Genomic DNA, 23,125 nt, shown 5'->3' with positions numbered 1-23,125 from the left:
GAGCCTGTTCTCAAACCGAATCACCGGCAATCGTCATGGTAACGGCCACCATTGAAGCCATGCCTTCGAGTCCGGGCCGTTATCATGTATTGAACCCGTACAGTGGATGCACGCCAGGAGATATCGATGTCCATTTACCTAAGCCCCGCCCAGGGACACAAGGAGCTGGTCGAACAGCTTCGAGAGGGATTGGACAAGCTGAGGCTCTTGCTTGAGCAGCCAGGCTGTATCCGTGTGGATGCCCTCTTCCCCCTTCCCCTCAGAAAAGCGCCCTCCGTCCCGAAGCGTGAGCGCATCTCGGTAATGACCATGAGCGACAACGAACTCCGAAAAGAGGCGATCGATGCGCTCACTGCGATGTGGCTGCGGCCGGGACAGCATCCGAAGGAATCCCTCCGCATTCCCGGTGCCTGCGCGATCAGCCGGGCGGCGATGGATCAGGTCAACGCCTGTAATCAGATCCGTATGGAGATGATCAACCTGCTGGCACCGGTGAGCACCGAAGATCGGCGGGTAATGTGGCGAGCGCACCACAACATCTCCAGCTACCAGACACTCAGGATGATTCCGACCCTGAGCGACCCGCTGCGCATCCGCTTTTACTGGGATATTGGCGACTCCATCACCCGCTACACGGCAGGCGAGCTGGTGGAGCTATGGAGCCAGAAGCTGATCGATCTGCAAGGTGATGTCTGCTCAAGCCGGCAGTGCGAACCAGACACCCTGAACTTCAGACTGGCACTTTCGATTGAACGTCTCTCGATGTTGCCTTCAAATGAGCACGTAGCAGTACGTCGGATCTTGCCGCCACATGTGAGAGCGAGAGTTCAGGATGGGGGGAAACCCTACATCACCAATGCTTCCGTCCCATTTGTGTACGAGTTGTCATGCCTGCCGCCTTCAGTGAAGCCATTAACGGACTATGACCCTGAAGCGCCGGTTACGCCCAAGAAACGATCGACAAGGGCCAAACTGATGACAGAGCCGTATATCGACGCCATGAATGTGTTCCGCTACCTGGACCAGTCAGCGTCGAAAGGCCCCGTTGTCAGGGAGAGCACCCGAAACACCAGGAAGCGCCCAGTTTAGAGAGAGAAACTTGCACACTCCGCACCAGCGCCGCGAGGGCACCGCTGCCCTTGCAACCTTGACTGCCGATCTGGCCACCGGCGACCAAAAGGTACAGAGCAAGGCCTACCAACAAATCCTCGACTTGGCAGAGCAGGGAAATGCTGAAGCCATGTACCAAGTAGCCCGCTGCCTCCGGCAAGGCCTTGGCGTCGCGACGAATGAAGATCGCGGCGACTACTGGCTCCGTAGAGCCTGCGCAACGAATCCAGCATCTCTCCATGCACTACTGGTGCTCGGGATGCAGCACTACCTGATGCAGCGTCCTGAGTCGAATCCCGAGCAAGGCCTCGAAATGATTGAGCGGGCAGCTGCGGCCGGACTTCCGATTGCGGTCGTTAAACTGTCAAAGCTGTTTGAGAGCGGCGGTGCAATGTTTGCCCCTTCCGTGCTCAAAGCGTACCGGGTACTCGCCAATGCATGCGGTGAGCGCGCGGACCAGAGCGTGATCGATGCCTATATGGACTTCGTACAACGTCACGCGCCTATTACCAACTTGCTGGATTCCTGACATGTACAACACGCAACGCGCAAGACTCACGGCCAACAAGGCTTTCAAGCTGACCCCTGAAGAGGGCAATGCCATTCTTGCGCGGGCGTACGGCTATTCCTCATTCGACAGCATCAGCGGGGTGATGGGTGAGCCGGTGCCTGGGCTGCACATCATCCACACCCCGGCTGAGATTCTGGCCAAAGATCCAGCCCACCAGATGATCGAGTTCGTGCGAATGGCCACGAACTTGAGCCTGCCAGGCCTGCCAGTCGTGACAAAAGGACTGGCCCCGCGCGATCTGGTGGCCTGCATGTTCAACTTCACCAATTTCGACGCCCTGGTTGGCTACGCCCGCTCCGAGCAGATTGACCCTCACTCCGGTGACATGGCCATGCTCTCGAAGTTTGAGCAGCGCCACGGCATCAAGGCCAGCGGCCAGATTCTGTGCGGCCGGAAGTACCACGGGCACACCTACGTGGTCCGCCAGGATGCCGAGGCCTTCTCGCACTACCTCGATCAGGAACTCTGTCTCACCAACCGTGAGGGCTTGCAGGTCGTTCTGGTGCGGACGCGGCCTGACGCGGATCGCCGAATCAACAACTACTCCCGCGAGCACACCGTGTTGACCGGGGCATTGCGTGAGAATCAGGGCTCCCTGCTACTGGGCTCCCGCGCCAAGGGCAGCACCCTGGCTATCAGCATCCTCCCTGACCGGGAATACACGCTGGAGCAGTTGGTTGCCGCTCACTTCTCCGCCCTGATTGATAAGTCGCCCAGTGGGCGCTCGCTGATCATCGACGGCATGCGCCTGCGCAAAGACAGTGAAAGCCTGCGCGCCGGGTTCACGCTCGCCCAGCAGCGCGACATCAATATCGTGATCATCGAAGCGGAACCCAGCGCTGAGCTGTGGGGAATGGCCGAAACGCGACTGGTGTTCGGCTTCGACATTGACCTGACAATCACTGAATCGGCCGAGCTGAATCTGGTGCTGACTCAGGCTGCCACCTACGTTGGCCAGCAGGGGCAGAAGCTGCTGTTCGTCTACCACACCACGGCGGGCGGCACTCGCTACACGGCGATGGATCTCACCCCGGACACAATCGCGACCAATGTTGTGCGCCGAGTTTTCGGGGCACGCCTGGGATGAATCTGTTCCGTCGATCAGCGCTTGCAGCTGCTCTTGCCGTACTGGCTGGCCAGGCCGTGGCCGGCTCCTTCATTGAGGTTGATCGGCCTGGGCCTATAGCCGTGCGCGTCGAGGTCGACTACGGCCTGCTCGATAGCTGCGGCTCACGAGAGCTGCCTCACCTGATTGAGCATGTGGTGCTTTCCGAAACCAAGTTCGGGGAAACGCCGGCAGACTTCATTGCCACCCTTGCCGCTCAAGGCGTGCGGGCGACTGCGATCACTCGCCAGGACTTCACCGAGTTCACGTTCGAGGGGCGGCCAGGCACGGGCGATCTGATCGAAGAGGCCATCCTGGAAACCCTGGGCCGGAAGACTCTGCCGGCAGCATCGGCTGCCCGAGAGGTTGAGGCCATCCGGCTTGAGCTGGGAGCAGCTAAAGGCTTTACCAGCATTCCGCACCCCTTCGAGTCGTGGTCAGCGGACCATATCGCCGGCACGCAAGTGGCCTGCGGTACCGAAACGCGGCCTGTTGCGGATATTGGTGCTACGGAGATTCAGGCTGCCTTCGATAGCTTCTACGGGGTCGAAAACTACACGCTGTCGGCAATCGGGCCAGCGGGCGAGATCGATGGCGCTGCACTACTCAACCGCATCAGCCAATCCAGACCAGAGGTCAGCCCACCGGAGCGCAAACTTTCGGCTGGAGTTGTTCCGCTTGAGCCAGAAGAGAACGGCATGCAGGCATCGGGTGAGACTGGGCTTTTCGAAGTCCTGATTGCGATACCGGGCCGCATGGATCTGCCCGCTCCGAAGGCGCGAGAGGCTGCTGAGATGGCACGCCTTGCGCTCCAGGCAGAACTGAGAAAGGAACCTCTGGCATACAGCGTCAAGGCCGTCGTCCACCAGTCAAATCGAGCTGGCTGGGTGAGTTTGACCAGTGAATTGCCAGTGACAATACAGGCCAAAGTGTCAAAAAATGCGACCAGTTTCGCGGTTCAGGCTTTTACAGATGCAGTGACCAAGCCCATCGACACGAGCTTCCTGAGCAATCGAGAAATGGCAGAGAATGCCGTACACATCGCGAGTTCCGCTGAACGGAACGATTCAGGGATGGTTGGATTTCAGTCGAGGCCAGCTGTTTCGCGGGGTTGGAGCCCCTATTTGGTAGTAGTGACTTATCCAAAAATTGTCATTACTATGTTCGGAATGTTGATCGCGCTGTTGGCCTTTGGCCTGTTGTACCGCAGTCACAAACCGATTCGGGCAGATGGGTAGGACTTTCCTATAAGACACCCCCCCCTCTTATCTCCTGCTGTGGTGCCGCTCCATTTGCCCGACTTTACAAAAAGAACCCGCCTCTTGGCGGGTTCTTTGTTTTCAGGGTAGCGCTTTGAACTTATCGCCAAGGCCGCTGAGGAATGCTCCCTCAGGAGTATCGCCGCCTGGCTCAACAATACTGACACCGACCTTCAGATCACCGCTACCGTGATCGGTAGAGGCGTTGACGACGTTGCAGGTGAACAACAGCTCAACGCCGGTCTTGAAGTTCAGCTTCACAGTAATCTTGTCGCCGATCGTCATCCGCTTAGTCGTGGTCAGGAGCATGCCTGCGTAGGAGATGTCCTTGATGTGGCAAGGCCCCCACCCCAACACAGAACCGATGATTCCTAGACGCTTGATCTCCTGACTGACAAACAGGATGTCGGGGAGTGCGTACCGAGTGTGTCTGCGGTCAGAGTGACCCATGCGGTTTTACCTTGGCAGTTGTTTTTCCTAATAACTGCATCGGAGTGAACATTTTGCGGTGCCCACTTGGCTCGCTCGCAAAAAAAACCACGAATAGACTCGCGCGTTCTAGTCACGGCCCATCAGAGAACTATGACTCACTCCATCCAACGCGCCATCCAATATGCAGGGCATGCACTTCCCTGGCAGATCCAGATTCCACTGTTCCTCTGCATCTTCGTGGCAGTTGGCACGTTCTGCTCAATACCCAGCGAGACCTTCCCCAGCGGCTTTACGGTCAACCAGGCACTTGAAGACTTCGGCGTATTCCTTCTGTTCACAGCCCTTTGGGCCGGGATATACGCCCACTTCCGCCGCGACATAAACATCTTCTGGCTTCTTGCGCTCTTTGCCGCAGCGCTTGTCCAGGAAGAGATCAATGTCTGGAACAAGCTCCTGTTCGCCTTAGGCGATACCTTCGGTTATGAGATGACATCCAGAGAGCGGCAGCGTGGCGATGTGTTCATGCTTGCGCTGATCGCAGTCACCCTGCTGGTCAGGCTCGTCCTCGATCGACGCTTCAAGTCATTCATGCGCCTCCACATCACCTTCTTCCTGTTTGCCTTCGTCTCCTTCCAGCTGATGATTCACTTTGTCTTTGCCTACAACCTGCAAGGCGCAGTGATTGAACAGCGACAGAAGTACCTCCAGGAGGTCGTCGCTACTTATACGGACAGGTTCGATTACCTGTGCCAGCAGGATCATCTGATGGGATTCGAGTTCAGCGACAAGCCTGACGCAGAAGTGCTCAAGGTGGCTCCCTCCGTAGTGGATGTCCTGAACAAGAGCAAGGACAGCCCACTCTATGTGACCTCTTGGCTAGAGGTGGCAAAGCCTAGCGGCGAGATATTCCGCGGCGTTGATGCCAACGCAAAGGTTCTGGTGGCCCTTTACCATGAAGGGTCAGAAAACCGGATGGTAGTTGACACTGAATTCCCGATCACCCTGCACAAAATAATCAGCACATCTCTTCTGACTTTCGCTACGCCTTTCGGCCTGGTGTGGTTCTTTGGAGGGATGCACCTGGTGCTCTTTCATCAGGCGCGGGTCTACCGCATGAAATACGGTTCGCTCTTCCGCAAGTCCCTTCCTACCAGCCCAGCCATCCCCGCCTGACGCTGTTTCCTGCGAATCACCCGGCTGGGGCCAACATGACCCCAGCCCCCGCCTCACACACCAATAACGCTTTTGCTGTGACATCGACCAAAAATGGACACCGGCGCTCCGTTATTACGGGAAATACCACAGCGCGCCAGCATGTTTACCGAAGCCAAAGTCACAGTCCCATGGGACCTATCCGATACGAAGACCTTGCGAAGCAATTTCGTGAGCAAGAGCTTCTACGTCGTGATCGATGGTGTCCGCATCGAGGCTGTTCGGTCGGCCGCAGCGCTGATCAAGGAATCGTTTGAGAAGTCTGATGGCTCAATGGTCCGCGGGCCTCTGTGCATGCCGACTGAGAGGCGCAGATACATGATCCTTCGGGAGGTGCCTTCCGAGGGGAAACGAGGAATGTTTATTCCGGGGCCGAAGCGTATCCGCAACGTACTGCTGATCATTCGGCCAAGCGCAATTGGTGTAGCGGCAATGATCTCTCTCACTCTACCGAACAGCGTCAACGTCAAGATCGAGCCATACGAGTCGCAGTACGAACTTAAGGAGCCGAAATGAAAGGTGCACTTCAATTCGACCCAGCTGCGGCCCATGTGTCGGTGCTCGATACGCCAGAACCTGAATACTTCAACAAGACCCCCCTTCTGGAGGGCAGCTGGGCCAGCTGGCTGGTCACCGCATCAAGTTATGGCCAGACATGCTCCATCAAGTCTGGGACGGTGCTGCGGCCAGGCGCAGACGATCTGTTCATCGTCCTGGGTGGCTGTGTCGTTGTCACCGGCATCGATGCGTCACACTCGTCGAAACCGTTGTTTGTGACGGCCATGAAGCGTGGGGACATCATCACCAAGCCCCAGTATTCGTCTGTGGATTTTTCCTTCACCGCGAGAAACGAAGTTCACCTCCTGCATGTGGGAGGGAAGCACTACAAAGAGTTCAGGGATGCCGTGAAGAACAGCGAGGCTGGGATCATGGCAACTGAGCTGACCCTGCTCGCGCTGCACGGGGTGGCCGCACACTCACTGCTGCTCAATGAGACAAGCCGGCTGCTGCGAGTGGCAACCACCCTGGCCCTTCACCCAGATGTCCCGAGAGGTCGCAACGGCACCATTGTTTCCTGCACGAAGGAGCAGCTGCTGAATTACGCGGGGGTGTTCAACCGCCGCATTGGTGCCAGGGCTTTCAGAGAGCTTGAGCAAGCCGGCACCATCGTCTTCGACGGGTACAAGAAGTTCCTCTATTGCGGGGAAGTCCCTGTATGAAGCACGACCGTATCAGCGTCACAAACCTGTCTTTCTACGCCGAAAATCCGGATGCCTTCTGTAAGGCCGGTGGCAAGCCTTACAACGCCAAGGCTGCACGGATCGGGGCGCGCGATCACAGCCGTGTTGGCAGGCTGCCGAGCAAAGCTCTCTATGTGATCCTCACCGTGGCCGCCATTGCTCTCTACCTGTACCTCTCATGAGTCTCTTTCTTCCAATCGCTATCGTCCTCATCGCGGTAGCGCTCTACCTCACAACCAGGACCACTGCTCAAAAGGGCGTACACCGAACCTTCAAGCTGGAGCCGGGCAGATACAAGCTCATTGGCTCTGACCTCGGCGGCGAGTCCAAATCCATTATGTTGACCCACTCTGGGATCGGCGGTGTTCCGGATGCCATTTTTGAGGACAGGAAGAAGCCCAGGATCATTGTTGGTGAGTACAAGGCTCGCCTGATGAAGCGAGGGCCACGGCCGCGGGAGTATTACCAGGTCATTCTGTACATCGGCATCGCAAAGCTGCGCTGGCCACAGCACGAGGTTGTCGGACTCATCTCCTACCGGGACAAGACGGTCTGGATCTATCACGACCAGCGGGCATTTCAGGGCCTCGTAGATTTGAAGCCCGAAGCTGTGCGCTCAATTCGGGCCAAGAAGGCTGCAAACCCCACCCCGCTCCATAAGCGCATCCCGATCAAGATCCCCGTCCGATAGCCTGCCGGCACGCTCCCCTCACGTTTACCTTGCCAACTCGCCTGGCGCTTCGCTCAGGCGGGCTCAAAACAGCCGAGAGGAAACAGAGATGGGAAATTCACGGGAACTGTCGCCCGAACACCGGGCCGCCCTTATGCGATTGCGCCAGGCCTTCACCGAAGCCACTGAGTGCGGTGCCCTGGACTTATTGAACGATTTCCATCGTGATCCAGACAGCATCAACGATGTTGTTGAGTCGCTCGAAGAAGCGCTCGATCACGAAGCGTGAACACGGGGGGCTCGCTGCGATAAAGTCCGCACACTCCATCGCAGCTGCTCCCCTGCACATTGAATCTACCGACCATGGAGACCTGTGAGATGTCATCAGCGGAAAGCAAAATCGATCAGCCGGAGAAGGTAATCGATCGGGCCGAATTCGATGCGGTCATTACTGCCGTCGTCGCCGGCGTTTCTGCCCGGCAAGTTGGCACGGGCGGCTGGCGGCTTATTGGCCCTCTTGCACCCGTCACCCCAACGTCCATAGGACGCTTCCGCTCAGAGCGCAAAGCGCTTGAGCAGCAGGTGATACACGCCTTGGCGCGACTGATCGGATGGGAGTTTAAGGGCGAAGAGCACTACCGGGCTATAAAGCGAATCCAGCGCCGCCTCAACCTGATCAAGGCAAATCTCCCCACAACTGAAGCATTCTTGATTGAGGAACTTGCGGCAGAGGGCTTCACTGTTGCGGGTGCCGAAGAGCTGTAGCCGCGGAATTGATCGCCAGAACTCGGAGGCGAAATGCACATCAGAACCCTCCAGCGGAAGGGTTATGCCGTGAAGTCGTCCAGCGTCGGCCATTGGGTTGATGGCAGGTGCGGCTATTTGGTCACCGGCTACCACGAATCCCGCGAAGAGGCCGTAGAAGAAGCAGCTCGCCTCATTCAGGCCGCGGTTACATCGGGCTAGAAGCCAGCTTGGCTACTTGATCAGGGGTAGGCTCTACCCCTGATCCCAGGCCGCCAAGGCATGGCTGTGCGGGAGTCACTGGATTCGTTCTTCTCGCTCGCCTCTATACACGCAGAAGGCGGAATTCATTGCGTTGTACGTCACCGCATAGGTGAAGTCGCAGAAGTAGGCGGGATGCTTGGTGGCTACCACATCACCGGCCGAGCACTTGTCGCGATGGGATTCTACCACGGTGTCGTTGTTGGCCCCCAAACATGCCTTACCAGTCAGGTCAGTCTCGTGCTTATCGCAGCCGGCGAGAACAGCAGCTACTGCCAGGAGGGTGAACATTTTCAGCTTCATGCATCTTCCTTCGGTTGGTTATGGTGAACAGCTCTTACCTGAGAGCACCTGTTGCATCCTAACGGCCATTTTCAGCCTGCCTCACGGGCCTGCTGGCACGCCAGCCGGGCCATGATACTTGGTTCACCCTATGAGCAACTCCCTGCAACAGGGCGCACAGCAGCAAGAGGAACCATCGTGAACGCTGACCTGATCAAAGCCGCCAATCTCCTGCGCGAGGCAGGTTTCAACCTGAAGTCCCTCACGCGCGACTTCATCCACCCGTGCCTGACTGTTGACGGGACGCCCATCAGCCCATCGGCCAATGGATTCCATCAGGCCATGAAGGCAGGCAAGCCGGTCTATGAGCGTGTGCTTGGGGAGTTCGTCATTTCGGTGGAGTCTGCCAATGCAGCGGACCCGGCTGAGGACTGGTTCGACTGCCAGGTGACCGTGGCGAAGAGCACTGCCCCCATCGTCTCCCTTACCGGGTATGGTTGGCTGCAAGTAGTCTCTGGTGCCGAGTTCGTCGGTCAGGATCAGGGCTATCTGAGCAACTGGTATCTGAACAACGTCGGCTATGACCCGGTAGCAGAAGAGCCGAACATTGATTTCGCCGAGCTGGTTTCGTCATGCGAAGAGCTGGCCCTGATCAACAACTGCGGCGGGGTGGACTCCGCTGCGTACCTGTCCATCGAGGGCATCCGCGCTCGGGAGGACTAACCTCCCCCCCTGAACCAACGAAAAAGGCAGCCATCTGGCTGCCTTTTTCGTCGCCCTTCCCTCAACCATCAGCACCCAATATTGATCGTGTCCTAGGCAAGTCCTGCCCATTCACGGAACGTCGGCATGATCTCGGTGATCAATAAATAGATAGTGAGCCCAATCGCCACTAGGGCCCAGAATTCAAGCGAGTTAAAAAACCTGCTCGATCTCTTAGGGGAATTCTCACTGCAAGTTAGAAAATCGCGCACCTCGCGAATTTCTTCAGGTGTTGCTTCACCAGCAGCCCAGCGCGCTCGTAATAGTTCAATGCGCTCGTTACCTTCGGAAAATCTGATACCCATAATCCGATTACCTATCACTTGATTCGCCCAGATTGGATGGCGGAAAACAGGTCGTTCCGGTACTGGTCTCGCTCAATCACTTCAGCCTCGCCAGCCCGGCGCAACTCCCACTGACCGAAGGCCTGAGCCCAAACAAGGGTGTACTGCAATACGCCTTCGCGCCGCACCTCGATGCTGCCGTCCGGTTGATCGTGATTACTCCAGGGTTCAAGCATGGGCATGGTGTTTTTCCCTTAATCAGAGTCCCAGCCAAACACGCTTACTGTCAGCCCAGTCGTAGAGCTGGGCCAGCATGCTATTGAGGTCGTCCAGCGGAGTGAAATCGTCTTCGCCTTCGTAACTATCCGGCTTCAGTGCTTCCATACCCTCAACGATTTGAGTCAATTCTTCGTCCTGGTCGGTGGAGTTCCAATCCAGCCATTCGGCCGGCACCTGGCTACGCAATAAGGCACCAATGCGATTAGCCACCTGAGCCGAGTGCTCGTTCGAGGTGTTCGCCTGATCCTCATACAAGACCGCTTTAATGTCGATTTTACGATCCCATACAGGCTTACCAGCTGCGCGACGTGCTGCTGCTACCCGGTGGTTTTCAACGATGCTCTCGATGGTGCGGGGCATGAGTGATTCAACCTAACTCTTGAGTGCAGCGCGGAACTCGTCCCAGAGGGCGGAATCGCAACCGCGCACGTGAGGGTGGAGTCGTTCGAGCAAAGCGCGGAGCTTGTCAGCTTCTTCCAGCCCAAGGCGGTAGCCTTCTTCAACCGCCGCTCTTCGGATCGCAATGTTACGTTCTTGGGTAGAGTCGATGTGGATGCACCGGTCTACGGCTGCCGTCAGTGCACTTTCCAGTAGGGCTTCATCAAGATGCTGCGACATGGGTATTTCCTTGATCATTTAGCAGCTCGTGCGGCACGCAGCTGAGCCTCCAGCCATTCGACATAGCTGGCCTGGCCGCTGGCCTTGAACTCGGCAAGCAGAGAGTCAGAGCTTTTACCATCCAACTCCCGGCGCGCATCACTTCTGAAGTAATGCACCCACTGGCTACCGCCGAGCTTACCATTCCGCTTTACGCCATCGGCATACTCCCAGGTGACCTGGAAACCACTTCCAAGTGGCTCTGAGAGTTTCACCACCCGGCGGGGGCCGTTCTTGAACTCGAATACGCGCCCAACTTGAATTGACTCAATAGGGACTGCCATAGGTTTCCTATACCTGGTCGCGGCCAACGCTGAGGCGGCGCGCAAACGAAAAAAGGGCCTGGCGTTCGGCTGAATAGCCAGGCGTATGCTGGGATTCGATTAGCCGATCTCCCGGAGGCAATCTACTGCCGGGAAATAAAGGGCCAGGCGAACCGGGAGGTCAACGCCAGCGTCAATCACACCCTGACGGTATTCCTCCATCTTCGCTCTGTACCGGCTCACTTCTGCCTCAACGAAGGCCTCGATGCTAACGCCTTCCTTCGGAGCCGGCGACTTCCAGTCGACGATCCAGAAATAACCATCTTCAACGAAGGACTTGTCGATAATCCGGTGAACCCAGCGGCCACCGCGATACGCACTGACTTGCACTTCCTGACCGCCATTGTCCCGCTTCTTGAGAATCCACTGACCGTGAGCACTCTGAAGGGTATTCACCACCAGCGCAATTACACGCTGTACGCCGGCGTTGAGCGACTCGGACGGGTAGCCCTCACGGCGCATCATGGCGGCAATGGCGGCCTGCTTGCCACTGACCTTTTCAACACTCCACAGATCCACACCATCGCGGCCAATGATCTCGACGACTTTGTGATAGACGATACCTTCAAGTCGCGCGCACAGATCATTGCCCTGCTCATCGCGGCCCTCGTCATTCAGGTCGTTCTCGCTCGGCGCATGCTCATTGCCCGATGCCGGGATGAACACGCCAGCCGGCAATTGGAAGCTGAATCCTGGGCTCAAACGGGCCTTAGATGGGACGCCAACATCAACGTCTTCCTGTAGCGGGATGCCCGGTTGAACATTGCGAATATCGGCCTCGATTGCAGGCCAGAGGCTTTCCAGAACTGAACCCTTGGCATAGGAGGCCTCGGTCTTCTCGTCGAGCTTCTCGTAGGTCGCATAGAGCGTGCAGGTCACCTTGGCCCGCGTGGTCATCACATACGCGAGGCGCGCAATCTCGTCATTGATCTCGGCTTTGACCTTGCGCCCCAGGTAGTTGAAGAGTCGTTTCTCGGGCGCGTTATCCGCGCATTGAGAGCCGGGATTCGGAGCCAGAACGAAGATGTCATTGATCCGCTTCCAGTAAAACAGGGGCGCATCATCGGAAGCGCCACGGCTGTTGAGCGCAGGGATGATGACGTGATCGAACTCCAGGCCCTTCGAGTTGTGGATGGTCATGATCACCACGCGGCCCGGCTTAGGGGTCGCATACAGGCTGTCGATAGCACGGAAGAAAGCTTGTGGCTTCTCCAGGCAGCCGTTCACTGTGTGCTTCAGCAGCAGAGCGAAAACGGTCAGCACGTCATCCAGCTCGGTGCTATCCACGGATGCAGCCCCGCCCAGGCCAACCCAGAGGGCTTTCGCTGCCCAAGACAGGTCGTCACCACGACTGGAGCCGGTAACGGCGTCATAGGCCTTGAGGAAGGCGGCAACTCGAATGGCACCTTCCGGCGAGAGCTTCGCCTGAACAGCCGGGTTCTTCAGCGAGTGAAGAACAATGCGGTCGCCCCGTGCGACGGTTACGCAATCCTCCCAGGAAAGCCCAACGAATGCCGCGCGCAGGAGGCAGAACCACGAAGAGCGGTCAGCAAGGTGCCAGAGGGAGCGCACAAGGGCGACCACTTCAGATACCGGCGACGACTCACTCAGAGGGTCGATATTCTGGCCACTGGCGGTGATTCCGCGCGCCTTCAGGGCCGGCAGGATGTGTTTGATATGCGAACGGGCGCGGACCAGGATCGCAATGCTGGCTTCTGCGTCAGCCTTGATCAGGCCGTCGATCTGGTCTGCTACCGCCTCCGCCTCACCCAGCGCGCCTGTGCTGATCGGCTTAACCGTTACAGCGCCAGCACCAGAACGTGCAGGCACGGACGGGATGAATGGGATGTCGCTATCGGCAAACACCTTCGAGTAGCACTGGTTGTTCCACTCAACGACCGCTGGCATCGAGCGGAAGTTGACCACCAAGTTGATCAGCTCAAGCTCCAGATTGCCGAAGCGCTTGCTGCGGATGATCTCGTTGAAGGTCTCCGGGGTCGCGTTGCGAAACAGGTAGATCGACTGGCTCTTGTCCCCGCAGAAGAAGATCGAACGGCCATCGCCATGCGACCAGTCAGCGGTCAGTTTGGACAGCAGGTAATACTGGTTTGGCGAACTGTCCTGAACCTCATCGACCAGGATGTGGTTGATTCGATCTTCCTCAAGAAGAGCATCGCCAATTTCTGCGCCCACACCCAGGGCCTGAATAGCTCGGGCAGCTACCTCCGGGAAGTCGAGAGCGGCATTGTCCTCGAAGGCCAGAGTCAGGTTGGCCAGGAGGTAGCGCAGGATCACGGTGAAGTGCCCACACATCTCTGCCGAGAACTCGGCGAACTCAACCTCAGGCAGGCATTGAATGGCGTTCAGCGCCTCTGCATAGCGGGTCGATTCTTCAGTGCCCTTCAGCTCCTTCAGCACCTCGTTCATGCGCTTGGTCAGGGAGTGCCCTGCCGGGAAGCCATTCTTGGCATTCACAGTGGCACGCAGTTTCCCATCGCTGGTGAGGATGAAGCTGGAGAAGTCACGGATGAAGTTGCAGTAGGCTTCCGAGGTTCGATCGGCAGGCACATTCGCCGCCCACTCAAAACCCGGCAGCTCGCTGGCAGCATCTGCTACGACGTTGATCAGAGCATCGATGTGCCCGTTAGAGAGGTCACCGAGCGACTTTTGCAGCTCGAATGCCACGGAATGGGCTAGCGCCATCTGCATTTCGGCTACGTCCAGGCCAATGATCTCGTGTGCCCACTGATCACGCTTGGCCAGCAGGGTGCTGAACATCGGGACAAGCTTCTCGAACTGGTTCTTTGCGAAGCCCAGTACGGCCTCAAGGGCTGCGCGCAGCTCTTCTGGAGCCGAGTCATCGTTGACCGAGCCCAGAGTTTCGAGAATGGCCTGGCGATAGAGCAGGTGCGGGTCGTCCGTGGTCTGTCCGCCGCCGAGCCCTGACATGATCGGGGTCTTACCGGCGAGGTATGCCGAGAAGCTATCGAAGGTCATGATCCGCAGGCGGCCTGGGTTCACCAGCAGGTTCCAGCCAAGCTCAGCGTCACGCTTGAGCACAATCTGGCCGAGCGCATAGAGAGGCTTCTCATGAACGCTCTGCGGTTCAACGCCGCCAGCAGCCAGCGACAGGGCGTCAATGATGCGCTCTTTGATTTCGCCGGCAGCCAACGTGGTGAAGGTGATTGCCAGCACCTCTTCCGGGCGCATAGCTACGGAAAGGCATGCCAGCATGCGGTAGATCAGCTCAGTCGTCTTGCCAGAGCCAGCAGGAGCCAGACACACCACCGAGCGGCGCGGGTCCATTGCGTCGGCGCGAGCCTGGCCATCGTGCGGATTGCTGGCAGCTACGGCGGCCAGGATTGGTTCAAGACTGAGGTGGCCTGCAAATGCGTTCATGGGTGTTCTCCAGTTGATGTACCCAGTCTAACGACGGGCCGGCGTGCCAGTAGGTGCGCCGGCAAGGGTCATCGAGTGAGAGGGGCAATGAACTCGTAGCCCATCGGATGCTTACCTGATTCGATGACGGCATTCCCCGCCATGAAGCCAGCAGCCATCTCCTGAAGAGCCGTATCCCAAGCCTCGGTTTGCTGCGCCCATGCAACCGGATTGTCGACCCCTGACTTTTGCCCCTTGGATGGGCACAGTTGAGAGGCGAAGTCCGAGCGGACATGGAAGCCCAGTGCAGCGGAATTCACCTGAGCCAGAGCTACCCCGCTGATTTCAATGCCAGCGACTACTTTGAAGTCGATCTGGGTTGCATAGATCGGAAGCTGAGGCTCAGTGAGGCTTTGAGCATTCAGGCCTTTGAAGCGGATGACCGACCCGGTTTTGTAGTCGAGCACCACATCAGCGAACTTGGTTTTGTCCTTATCGAAGAACACACGGTCGCGGCGGTCGATCTTCACGGTGACCGGTACTTCCCCCACTACGATTTCGTGCTTTTCCTCGAAGCCGAGGACTTCGAACTCGTACTCACGGGTCTTCTCCAGCTCCAGCCAATCGATGGTCAGCGTGGTGAGGCGGTTCTGCTCCAGGCGGATGATTCGCTTGCCATAGCGCCAGATCAGCTTGTTGAGCAGTCGCTCAGAGGCCAGTTCAATGACCTGAACCACCTTCTCGAACAGCTCATCTTCTGTCATTGCCTTCAGGGCTTCAGAGGTTCGAACGTCAGTCCAGAACAGCTCCAGAATGAGGTGAACCATCGTGCCCTGAATGCGCGGGTCAAGGCCGACCACAGGCAGCGGAAATTCGGTGACGCCCAGGCGATGCTTGGCGAAGCTGTAGAAAGGCGCTTCGGCATAGTCCTTGAAGATCCCCACGCCGCCTTTGAGCATCGTTTTCTCTTCGTCGCTAACTGGCGGGACGACTTCAGGCACGACCACGCTTCGATCCAAGGTGCCAGCCAGGCTCTCGATGAGAGCGCCGCGTCCTTCCACTTTGTCGCCCGCCTCCGGCCAGCAACCAAAGAGGTCGCAATGGCCGACAGTCACGCCTTTGTCTCCCACCATCGGGCACGAAACCACAATCTCGTCCCCGACTCGGAGCACTGCGTCGACCACAAGGCGGCCCCGCTCAAGGGCCAGTTCCCCGCTTGCCTCCGGAATGCCGGCAGCAATCTGGAGCGGCGTCGGAATGAAGGGGGTCGGGCTTGCCGGCACAGGGAGCACAGCATTGGATGCGCCAAGCACCCACACTTTCTCCCAGTGAAGGCCAATCGCCTCTTCGTAAGACATGATCGACACAGGAGCTACGTGCGAGATGCGCGGCTGGAATTGGCGGGTATCAACGACCTCGCGAAGCCACATGTACGCACGCTGATAGGTGATCTTGCCCAGCTGGGCGTCGAGGGTGCGATACAGCACCAGCACCTCATCCCAAGCCTTCATGGTCTGGAAGTTGGCGCTGTCCAGGTCGCCCATGCCCGGCCAGCCCATGAGCGTGAGGGATTCTGCGAATTCCTCCGCCCAGGCAGACGGCAGCTTGGAGTCGTCGCTGACGCGGCGAGCCATCAGTTCACCGAAGCGCTCGCGGAACGACGGGACGGAAGCTTTCTGGCACGCACCGAGTGCCCGCAGGAAGTCAGTGCCACCCATCGACAAGCCCAGATTTTCGCGCAGCCATACGTCCATCACTGCACGGTCGGCAGCCTCAGCATCGGGCGCATAAATCCAGCGGCTGCGCAGGACTCGGGAGAACACCTCGATGTCAGCCTCATTCGGGGTGATCGAGAGAAGGTCCAGAGCACAACGAACAACCGGCCGAGAGCCGAGCGAAGCACCGCTCGAAATGTCCCACAGAGTTTTGACCTCTTGATGGTCGGCGGTAGGCAGGAACGCAGTAGGACATGCAATCAGGCCCAGCGCATCCATCAGAGGCGGGCCGTACTTGCGTACGTCAGGCACGAGGATGGCCATGGTCGGGGCCGCCAGCGGTTCATCTGCATAGGTTGCAAGGGTCTCGGCGACCCAATTGGCCACCGCCGCATATTCATCATCCTGACTGTGCGCCCGGACAAGCGCCGGCACAGCAGGCTCGAATGCATGGTCGGCGTGCTCAACCACACAGCCCATCGACTCCATAGCATCGAGGATGGCTTGCTCAGCAGGGTTCACCTGAAGAAGGCCGACGATCAGAACCCGCTTCGGCAGGGTTACCTCGCCGCGCTGAATCGCCTCCAGAAGGAGTTCAGGAAGGTGGGCGCGGTAGACCCAGCCACGCTCTTTGCAGCGCGCCTCGATCATCTCCTGCCACTGGAAGAACGCCTCGTACTCACTCTTGAAGAGGAATAGCTCGCGATCCATGGTGATGCCGTACTTCTTGGCCAGAGCAAACGCCTGATTGGCCTTCCGCGCCGTGCTCGTGGAGGAAATCATGGTTTCGGGCAGCAAGCCCGAGCTATCAGTGACGGCCTTGGTCACCGCCAGCTCCTGCACCGGGAACAGCAGTTGCTCATCAGGCATCAGATCAAGCCAGGTCTGCTCAATCCACGAAGTGACAGTCTTGATGACAGCCTTGCTGAACCAAGCCTTCTTGCCGCTGCCAGCTTCAGCTGCGGCCAGCTGCATGCGCAGAAAGCGAGCGACGCGCTCGGTCGAAGTGAGAACGACAGTCCCCTCTTCCAGGCTGGTGATTTGACGGTTGAAATCCATGATGAGTCCTCTCGATGTATGGGCTCATCGTAACGACCGACATGCGTGCCACCAGGCCGCCCTGACTTGATTTCACACCCGCAACTTCACGACCTCTCTTTGGCCTTGGCACAGGCATCACTCCGTTATCATGTGGTCATGTCAAAGGAGGTTTTATGCGCCACGGAATCACTGCTTTTGTAACTGCACTCACTCTGCTTCTATCTGGATCGGCTCTCGCCGCCGATATCACTCTCGGCTCCTGGAATGTGAAACGGCTTGGTAAGCAGCACTCCTATGAGGCGCTGTCCGCCGTTGCCGGGAAGTTCGACATCATCGCCCTCCAGGAGGTGATGAACGAAGACGGCCTGGATCGGTTCGAAACAGCCCTCGAAACGCGCACCGGCGAAGCGTGGGGCCGGCTGGAGAGTCATCTGATCGGCTCCCGCTCGTACAAAGAGATGTATGCCTTCCTCTACCGCGAATCGAAGGTTGCCTACGAGGATGGCGCAGTGGTCTACATGGACCGGGGAGACAAGTTCATCCGTGAGCCCTACTCGGCACGCTTCCGGGCGCTGAGTGACAACTCGATCTTTGCCTTGGCCACCGTCCACATTCTTTATGGCAAAGGCGTTGAAGACCGAACTCCGGAGATCAAAGCCCTGGCCGACTACTGGACGTGGCTTGGGGAAATCTACCCCGGTACCGAGTTGATCATGGTCGGTGACTTCAACCTGGCCCCAAACCATCCTGCATGGGGGCCGCTCAAGCAGTATGCGCGACCGCTGATTACCAGCGGAGCCAGCACGCTATCGGGTAAGGACGGGCGTTTCGCCAACCTTTACGACAACATCTGGGTTTCCAACAGCAGTGCCTATGCTCGCAACAAGGCCGGCATCGTGAACTACCCGAAGATGATCGGCTGGAACCATGAAAAAAGTCGCAAGCATGTCTCTGACCATGCCCCCGTGTACCTGGCTATGGGCAAGTCTGCGGCGAACATCAGCACCCCTCAGCCAACCGCCATGCTCCCGGCAATGTCTTCGGCCCCATCGCTGGCCAAGGCCGCCCCGCAGCAACAAGAAGCCGTCGCTGGCACAGGTGGGGTTCGAGGGAACAGCAACTCCAAGATCTACCATCGCCCAGACTGCCCTTCTTACGGACGTATCAGCGCCAAGAACATTGTCGAATTCAGCTCGGCCTCAGAAGCAACTGCCGCTGGATATCGCCTTGCGGGCAATTGCCGCTGAATCTGTTGTGAAACCCAGTTACCGAGAGACTCCATGCACAAGAACACTACCCAGAGTCACGGCCGCAGCCGCAAGGGGCAGGACGTTGCATTCCGAGAATGGGCCGCGAAACTAGGCCCTGATGACAAACTACCGAGAGGCCGATGCAGATCTGTGAGAGCCGCCAGCACGCAGCCGGCCATGTCTCAGGAAACTGCAACTCCCTTGGAGGAAATGCCCGCAATACCAGTGGAGCCGGTTGTGTTTGACTCCATGCCGGAGCATCGCTCTTTCGGTTCGTTCGCCAGCACCTGGGAACCGTGCTGACCACGAGTGCGACCTGATGCAAACCAGCCGACAAAAGAAAGCCCCGGATTGCGGGGCTTTCGTGTTTAGAACACGCCGATAGGCTCCAGGCCTTCACGCTCTCGGGGATCACCCTTCGCAGACAGCAGGTAGACCAGAGAGTCGGGCTTGGTCTTGCCCAGCAGCAGGGCCAGGTCATCAACCTTGTACGAGCTTTTCGGGTCAGGCCAGATGATCATTTCAATCCTGAACGTGTGGGCCTTGAATCCCCCCATCTCGACTGGCGCATAACCAGGTGCGTACTGGGCGCGATACCGATCAGTGATCAGCGCCGTCCTTCCATCTACGGGCACCTTGATCCGGTATGAGTGCCTCCAGAAGCTGTCGCTACGGGGCTCGATCAGCTCAAAAGCCGTCGTTACGTTCTTGTCGTAGTCATCCCAGCACGCCTTCAGAGCATCTTCCTTCGAGAGTTGCTCAGCAGGCTTGAAGCAAAGGATGTGAGATATCGATACGCGTGCGTCGTGAAAGCCAGAGGTATCGGTGTTCAGCACAGCAACCGCGCCTACAGCAGCGCCGGGGGCTGCATCAGCCAGGCCCGCTGTGATCGCGCCATCGGCTACGCCCTCACTCTGACCATTACTTGGGTGCCCGTATTTGCTATTCCGGATGCGTTCTGCCTCGGCCTTTCCTGCGTTTCTGGGCATGGCAGCGGTAAACGTCATCGGGGGCCAGTCTTCCATGCTGGGAAAGCCCAGTACGGCTCTCGCTTTCTCAGTGTCAGTTTTGAGCCCGCTCAGATCCAGCGGTTGGGTATTGGCAAACTTGACGGTACCGCCGAGTGGCTCGTAATAGGAGTAGTAGAGGCCTTTGTGATCGACCCCTACTTCGCTCGGAATCGGGATAGGCGGAATCATGGCGCACCCCTGAACTGTCAGGGCAATACTTCCGGCAAGTGCAAGCTTGAGATATGGATTCATTGGTTCCTCCTTGTGCCCCCGCATTTTAACAGCGACGCCGCTGTCTTCACTCCGAACTCAGCCTCTTGAAACACCCCGGCCTGATGGCCGCCCCGAGGCTCTAGCGCGGGCCTATACAAGAACCTACCGGTCATCGGCATATTTCAAATGTCACCCCAAAATGGACGCCAGCCGGGCGTTATTAGGGAAATGCCATGCTGTATTGATCAATGAGGTGGTTATGAATTCGCCGGCAATGCCGTCCACGCGCACCTATGCGCTTGGTGTCGGTCGTATTCCAGAGTTCCGGTTGGTGTATCAGCCGATCTTCAAGGTTGGGCCAGAGGGTGAATCTGAGCCCTTTGCCTACGAGGCGCTGCTGCGCGTTGAGGAAGAAGGAATACTGGCTTCTGCGAACAATCACATCCTTCACCATGAAGGCCTGGTGCGGATTTCGGAGCACCGTGACCGGCCGTTTCGGTTGATCGTGACCGCTCATTTCGGTAGCAACGTGACCGATTCTCCGCCTGTTCCGAAACAGGTGGTCACGGCTTACCGAAATCGCCGGTCACGACTTAGCGAAAGCCTTCCCCTTCGTTGCGCATGACCTGATGCGCCGCCATCCTCGACCGATTTCGGGAGAGGAAGATGGCGGCGCCGCGAGTAGCCATGCGAAACATCAAAGAATGTCTGCGCCTCAAGTTTGAGGCCGGCTTGTCCCACGAGAAGATTGCCCGTGCCTTGCAGCTGTCCAAGGGCGTGGTTAGCAAGTACATCGCGGCGGCGCGGGTGGCCGGGCTGGACTGGCCGGCGCTGGTGGCCATGGACGAGGCCGCGCTGGCGGCCGCCTTGTTTGCACCGACGTCGACGAACAAGCCGCGCGGTGAGCGAGTGCTGCCCGATGTGCTGAGCATCCACCGCGAGTTGCGACGCAAGGGCGTGACCTTGCAGCTGCTGTGGGAGGAATATCTCGCCGCGCATGCGGGCCAGCCGACCTACCGCTACACCCAGTTCGTCGAGCACTACCGGCGCTACGCCCAGACGCTCAAACGTTCGATGCGTCAGCTGCACCGTGCGGGCGAGAAGCTATTCATCGACTATGCCGGGCCGACGCTGCCGGTGGTCGACCCGGCCACCGGCGAAGTGCGCCGGGCGCACATCTTCGTCGCCGCCCTGGGCGCCTCGAATTACACCTATGCCTGCGCGACGCCAGGCGAAACCCAGGTGGACTGGCTGACCTCGCTGGGCCAGGCTCTGACCTACTTTGGCGGCGTGCCGGAAATGGTTGTGCCGGACAATCCGCGCGCCCTGGTCGCCCAGCCGGATCGCTACGAGCCGGGCCTGAACCGGGCCACGCTGGAGTGCGCGCGTCATTACCAGACGGTGATCCTGCCGGCACGGCCACGCAAGCCTCAGGACAAGGCCAAGGCCGAGGTGGCGGTGCAGGTGGTCGAGCGCTGGATCATGGCGCGGCTGCGCCATCGGCAGTTCTTCAGCCTGCATGCGCTTAACCAGGCCATCGCCGAGCTGCTGGAGGATCTGAATCGGCGCCCGTTCAAGCGGCTCGATGGCTGCCGGCGCGACTGGTTCGAGCGCCTGGATCGCCCGGCCTTGCGAGCGCTGCCGGTGCATCCCTACGAGGTCGCCACCTTCAAGCGCTGCAAGGTCAGCATCGACTACCACATCGAGGTCAATGGCAGCTTCTACAGCGTGCCCTCCGCCCTGGCCCGGCAGAACGTGGACGTGCGACTGACGGCACACACCCTGGAAGTGCTGCATGGCAACCGGCGGGTGGCCAGCCACCTGCTGCTGGGGCGACGCGGCGCTTACAGTACCCAGCGCGAGCACATGCCCGCGGCGCACCAGGCGCATCGCGAATGGACGCCACAACGCCTGCTCGACTGGGGCGCGCGGATCGGCCCCTACACGCGCCAACTGATCGATCACCAACTGACCCACAAGCCGCACCCGGAGATGGGCTACCGCGCCTGCCTCGGCCTGCTCTCGCTGGCCCGGCGCTATGGCAATGCACGCCTGGAAGCCGCTGCCGAACGTGCCGTACACCTGCGCGCCTTCACCGGGCGCAGCGTGCGCAACCTGCTCCAGCAAGGCCTGGATCAACAGCCGCTGCCCCAGCGTGCCGCCGAAACGACCTTACCCGGCGACCACGAGAACGTCCGTGGCGCCGACTACTACCAACCCCCGCAACAGGAGCTGTTCGATGATGCCGCAACACACCCTGAATCAACTGCACCAGCTACGCCTGGACGGCATGGCCCGCGCCCTGGAAGAGCAATGGACGCTGCCGGCCAGCCACAGCCTGAGCTTCGATGAACGCCTCGGCCTACTGCTCGACCGCGAACTGGCCTGGCGTGACAACCAGCGCCTGGTACGGCTGCGCAAGAAGGCCAAGCTCAAGTACGCCAACGCCTGCCTGGAAGATCTCGACCGCCGCACCGGACGCGCCCTGGACGAGCGTCTGATCGCCACCCTGGCCAGTGGCGACTGGATCCGCCAGCAGCACAACCTGCTGCTGACCGGCCCGACCGGTGCCGGCAAAACCTGGCTGGCCTGCGCCCTGGGCAACCAGGCCTGCCGCCAGGGCTATAGCACCCTGTACCTGCGCACCCCGCGCCTGCTGGAACAACTGCGCATCGCTCATGGCGACGGCAGCTTCGGCCGTACCCTGCAACAGCTGGCAAAGGTCGACGTCCTGGTGCTGGACGACTGGGCGCTAGCCCCGCTGGAGGAAGGAGCCCGGCATGACCTGCTGGAGGTGATCGACGACCGCGCTGGCAGCCGCTCCACCATCCTGACGAGCCAACTGCCCATCGAGCACTGGCACGGCTGGATCAACGACCCGACCCTGGCCGATGCCATCCTCGACCGCCTGGTGCACAACGCCTACCGGCTGACGATGAAAGGCGAGTCGCTGCGCCGAAAAAAAGCCGAGGAACAAGCCGCATCGTGACCGATGCGATTACAATCCAGAACCCGCGCAACCGGGGTGGAAGCACCGGTCACGTATTAGCGAAACGCTCGGTCACGTTCACCGAAATCCGCACTAGACCTGCCGGGCCTGGCGCAAGTCGAGGAATTGGTCTGCTCCGTGGGGGTGCAATTACTGCGTGCCCTTCTAGGCGATACCTGGCGCCCTTCGGCCGTCCTACTGCGGCACCGTGCGCTTGGTGATGAGGCAAGCTATCGGAGGGTACTCGGCTCCCAACCCCGCTTCTCGGCCCATTGCTGCGGCATCGAACTGGCGACCTCCGCGCTTTCAAAGCCGCTGAGTACCGCCGATAACGGAC

At 58.9% G+C, this 23,125-nt stretch carries 26 protein-coding genes and 1 pseudogene; 17 read left to right on the top strand and 10 right to left on the bottom strand.

The window, feature by feature from the left end:
- The first annotated feature begins 126 nt into the window (after nt 1-126).
- From BLV47_RS33295 to BLV47_RS33280, 4 genes are read left to right on the top strand one after another with little or no spacing between them, the layout of a single operon-like run.
- A complete protein-coding gene (locus tag BLV47_RS33295; protein ID WP_092320721.1) occupies nt 127-1,089 on the top strand; it encodes a DNA replication terminus site-binding protein in 963 nt (320 codons plus the stop codon).
- 10 nt (nt 1,090-1,099) lie between these two features.
- Nucleotides 1,100-1,639 (top strand): tetratricopeptide repeat protein, encoded by a 540-nt coding sequence (locus BLV47_RS33290; RefSeq protein WP_208605343.1) that lies wholly within the window; start codon nt 1,100-1,102, stop codon nt 1,637-1,639.
- Between the two features lies 1 nt (nt 1,640).
- Nucleotides 1,641-2,768, top strand: a complete 1,128-nt coding sequence (locus tag BLV47_RS33285) for a hypothetical protein (protein ID WP_092320720.1) — start codon at nt 1,641-1,643, stop codon at nt 2,766-2,768.
- The gene (locus BLV47_RS33280) at nt 2,765-4,024 is read left to right on the top strand and encodes an insulinase family protein (protein ID WP_092320719.1); all 1,260 of its coding nucleotides are present in this window, start codon (nt 2,765-2,767) and stop codon (nt 4,022-4,024) included. The genes BLV47_RS33285 and BLV47_RS33280 overlap by 4 nt, the downstream gene beginning before the upstream one ends.
- A gap of 102 nt (nt 4,025-4,126) precedes the next feature.
- Here BLV47_RS33280 and BLV47_RS33275 read toward each other — a convergent pair whose 3' ends face one another.
- On the bottom strand, nt 4,127-4,495 hold the full coding sequence (locus BLV47_RS33275; protein ID WP_092320718.1) for a PilZ domain-containing protein: 369 nt from the start codon (nt 4,493-4,495) through the stop codon (nt 4,127-4,129).
- A 132-nt stretch (nt 4,496-4,627) separates the two neighbouring features.
- Here BLV47_RS33275 and BLV47_RS33270 point away from each other — a divergent pair, with 132 nt between their 5' ends.
- The 7 genes from BLV47_RS33270 to BLV47_RS33240 all read left to right on the top strand — a co-directional run bounded on the left by BLV47_RS33270 (nt 4,628) and on the right by BLV47_RS33240 (nt 8,365).
- On the top strand, nt 4,628-5,650 hold the full coding sequence (locus BLV47_RS33270) for a hypothetical protein (protein WP_092320717.1): 1,023 nt from the start codon (nt 4,628-4,630) through the stop codon (nt 5,648-5,650).
- A 141-nt stretch (nt 5,651-5,791) separates the two neighbouring features.
- The gene (locus tag BLV47_RS33265; RefSeq protein WP_092320716.1) at nt 5,792-6,205 is read left to right on the top strand and encodes a hypothetical protein; all 414 of its coding nucleotides are present in this window, start codon (nt 5,792-5,794) and stop codon (nt 6,203-6,205) included.
- Nucleotides 6,202-6,909, top strand: a complete 708-nt coding sequence (locus tag BLV47_RS33260; RefSeq protein WP_092320715.1) for a cyclic nucleotide-binding domain-containing protein — start codon at nt 6,202-6,204, stop codon at nt 6,907-6,909. Before BLV47_RS33265 ends, BLV47_RS33260 begins: the two co-directional genes overlap by 4 nt.
- A complete protein-coding gene (locus BLV47_RS33255; protein ID WP_092320714.1) occupies nt 6,906-7,112 on the top strand; it encodes a hypothetical protein in 207 nt (68 codons plus the stop codon). Before BLV47_RS33260 ends, BLV47_RS33255 begins: the two co-directional genes overlap by 4 nt.
- On the top strand, nt 7,109-7,621 hold the full coding sequence (locus BLV47_RS33250) for a hypothetical protein (RefSeq protein ID WP_092320713.1): 513 nt from the start codon (nt 7,109-7,111) through the stop codon (nt 7,619-7,621). The genes BLV47_RS33255 and BLV47_RS33250 overlap by 4 nt, the downstream gene beginning before the upstream one ends.
- Before the next feature lie 88 nt (nt 7,622-7,709).
- Complete coding sequence (locus tag BLV47_RS33245) at nt 7,710-7,889, top strand: hypothetical protein (RefSeq protein WP_092320712.1); 180 nt, start codon at nt 7,710-7,712, stop codon at nt 7,887-7,889.
- Between the two features lie 89 nt (nt 7,890-7,978).
- Nucleotides 7,979-8,365, top strand: a complete 387-nt coding sequence (locus tag BLV47_RS33240; RefSeq protein WP_143038351.1) for a hypothetical protein — start codon at nt 7,979-7,981, stop codon at nt 8,363-8,365.
- 276 nt (nt 8,366-8,641) lie between these two features.
- Here BLV47_RS33240 and BLV47_RS33235 read toward each other — a convergent pair whose 3' ends face one another.
- The gene (locus tag BLV47_RS33235; protein ID WP_244168999.1) at nt 8,642-8,908 is read right to left on the bottom strand and encodes a hypothetical protein; all 267 of its coding nucleotides are present in this window, start codon (nt 8,906-8,908) and stop codon (nt 8,642-8,644) included.
- Between the two features lie 177 nt (nt 8,909-9,085).
- Between BLV47_RS33235 and BLV47_RS33230 the strand changes: the two genes are divergently transcribed.
- A complete protein-coding gene (locus tag BLV47_RS33230; protein WP_092320710.1) occupies nt 9,086-9,610 on the top strand; it encodes a hypothetical protein in 525 nt (174 codons plus the stop codon).
- Between the two features lie 92 nt (nt 9,611-9,702).
- Here BLV47_RS33230 and BLV47_RS35955 read toward each other — a convergent pair whose 3' ends face one another.
- The 7 genes from BLV47_RS35955 to BLV47_RS33200 form a co-directional block, all read right to left on the bottom strand.
- Nucleotides 9,703-9,954, bottom strand: coding sequence for a hypothetical protein (locus BLV47_RS35955; RefSeq protein ID WP_143038350.1), 252 nt, complete (start codon nt 9,952-9,954; stop codon nt 9,703-9,705).
- Nucleotides 9,955-9,968: 14 nt separating this feature from the next.
- Nucleotides 9,969-10,175, bottom strand: coding sequence for a hypothetical protein (locus tag BLV47_RS33225; protein ID WP_092320709.1), 207 nt, complete (start codon nt 10,173-10,175; stop codon nt 9,969-9,971).
- Between the two features lie 16 nt (nt 10,176-10,191).
- Entirely contained in the window at nt 10,192-10,572 is a 381-nt protein-coding gene (locus BLV47_RS33220; protein ID WP_092320708.1) for a hypothetical protein, read from the bottom strand.
- A 12-nt stretch (nt 10,573-10,584) separates the two neighbouring features.
- Nucleotides 10,585-10,848, bottom strand: a complete 264-nt coding sequence (locus BLV47_RS33215) for a hypothetical protein (protein WP_092320707.1) — start codon at nt 10,846-10,848, stop codon at nt 10,585-10,587.
- Complete coding sequence (locus BLV47_RS33210) at nt 10,845-11,153, bottom strand: hypothetical protein (protein WP_208605342.1); 309 nt, start codon at nt 11,151-11,153, stop codon at nt 10,845-10,847. Before BLV47_RS33210 ends, BLV47_RS33215 begins: the two co-directional genes overlap by 4 nt.
- A gap of 99 nt (nt 11,154-11,252) precedes the next feature.
- Nucleotides 11,253-14,591, bottom strand: coding sequence for a UvrD-helicase domain-containing protein (locus BLV47_RS33205; protein WP_208605341.1), 3,339 nt, complete (start codon nt 14,589-14,591; stop codon nt 11,253-11,255).
- Nucleotides 14,592-14,659: 68 nt separating this feature from the next.
- Nucleotides 14,660-17,344: a PD-(D/E)XK nuclease family protein gene (locus BLV47_RS33200; RefSeq protein ID WP_092320706.1), complete on the bottom strand. Its 2,685-nt coding sequence runs from the start codon at nt 17,342-17,344 to the stop codon at nt 14,660-14,662.
- Between the two features lie 155 nt (nt 17,345-17,499).
- Here BLV47_RS33200 and BLV47_RS33195 point away from each other — a divergent pair, with 155 nt between their 5' ends.
- The gene (locus tag BLV47_RS33195) at nt 17,500-18,573 is read left to right on the top strand and encodes a sunset domain-containing protein (protein WP_092320705.1); all 1,074 of its coding nucleotides are present in this window, start codon (nt 17,500-17,502) and stop codon (nt 18,571-18,573) included.
- A gap of 371 nt (nt 18,574-18,944) precedes the next feature.
- Here BLV47_RS33195 and BLV47_RS33190 read toward each other — a convergent pair whose 3' ends face one another.
- Nucleotides 18,945-19,838: a hypothetical protein gene (locus BLV47_RS33190; protein WP_092320704.1), complete on the bottom strand. Its 894-nt coding sequence runs from the start codon at nt 19,836-19,838 to the stop codon at nt 18,945-18,947.
- Nucleotides 19,839-19,998: 160 nt separating this feature from the next.
- Between BLV47_RS33190 and BLV47_RS35950 the strand changes: the two genes are divergently transcribed.
- The 4 genes and pseudogenes from BLV47_RS35950 to BLV47_RS36820 all read left to right on the top strand — a co-directional run.
- A complete protein-coding gene (locus BLV47_RS35950) occupies nt 19,999-20,424 on the top strand; it encodes a hypothetical protein (protein ID WP_143038349.1) in 426 nt (141 codons plus the stop codon).
- A gap of 41 nt (nt 20,425-20,465) precedes the next feature.
- Nucleotides 20,466-22,151, top strand: coding sequence for an IS21 family transposase (gene istA, locus BLV47_RS33180; RefSeq protein WP_062838241.1), 1,686 nt, complete (start codon nt 20,466-20,468; stop codon nt 22,149-22,151).
- On the top strand, nt 22,039-22,788 hold the full coding sequence (gene istB / locus BLV47_RS33175; protein ID WP_062838242.1) for an IS21-like element IS1474 family helper ATPase IstB: 750 nt from the start codon (nt 22,039-22,041) through the stop codon (nt 22,786-22,788). Before istA ends, istB begins: the two co-directional genes overlap by 113 nt.
- Before the next feature lie 126 nt (nt 22,789-22,914).
- Nucleotides 22,915-23,094 (top strand): annotated as a pseudogene (locus BLV47_RS36820) (AraC family transcriptional regulator ligand-binding domain-containing protein); the annotation flags it as partial.
- Between the last annotated feature and the right edge of the window lie 31 nt (nt 23,095-23,125).

This window comes from Pseudomonas saponiphila (genome assembly GCF_900105185.1).
Classification (GTDB): Bacteria; Pseudomonadota; Gammaproteobacteria; order Pseudomonadales; family Pseudomonadaceae; genus Aquipseudomonas; species Aquipseudomonas saponiphila.
The sequence above is the reverse complement of the archived record's forward strand: the minus strand, read 5'-3'. Positions and strand labels throughout refer to the sequence as shown.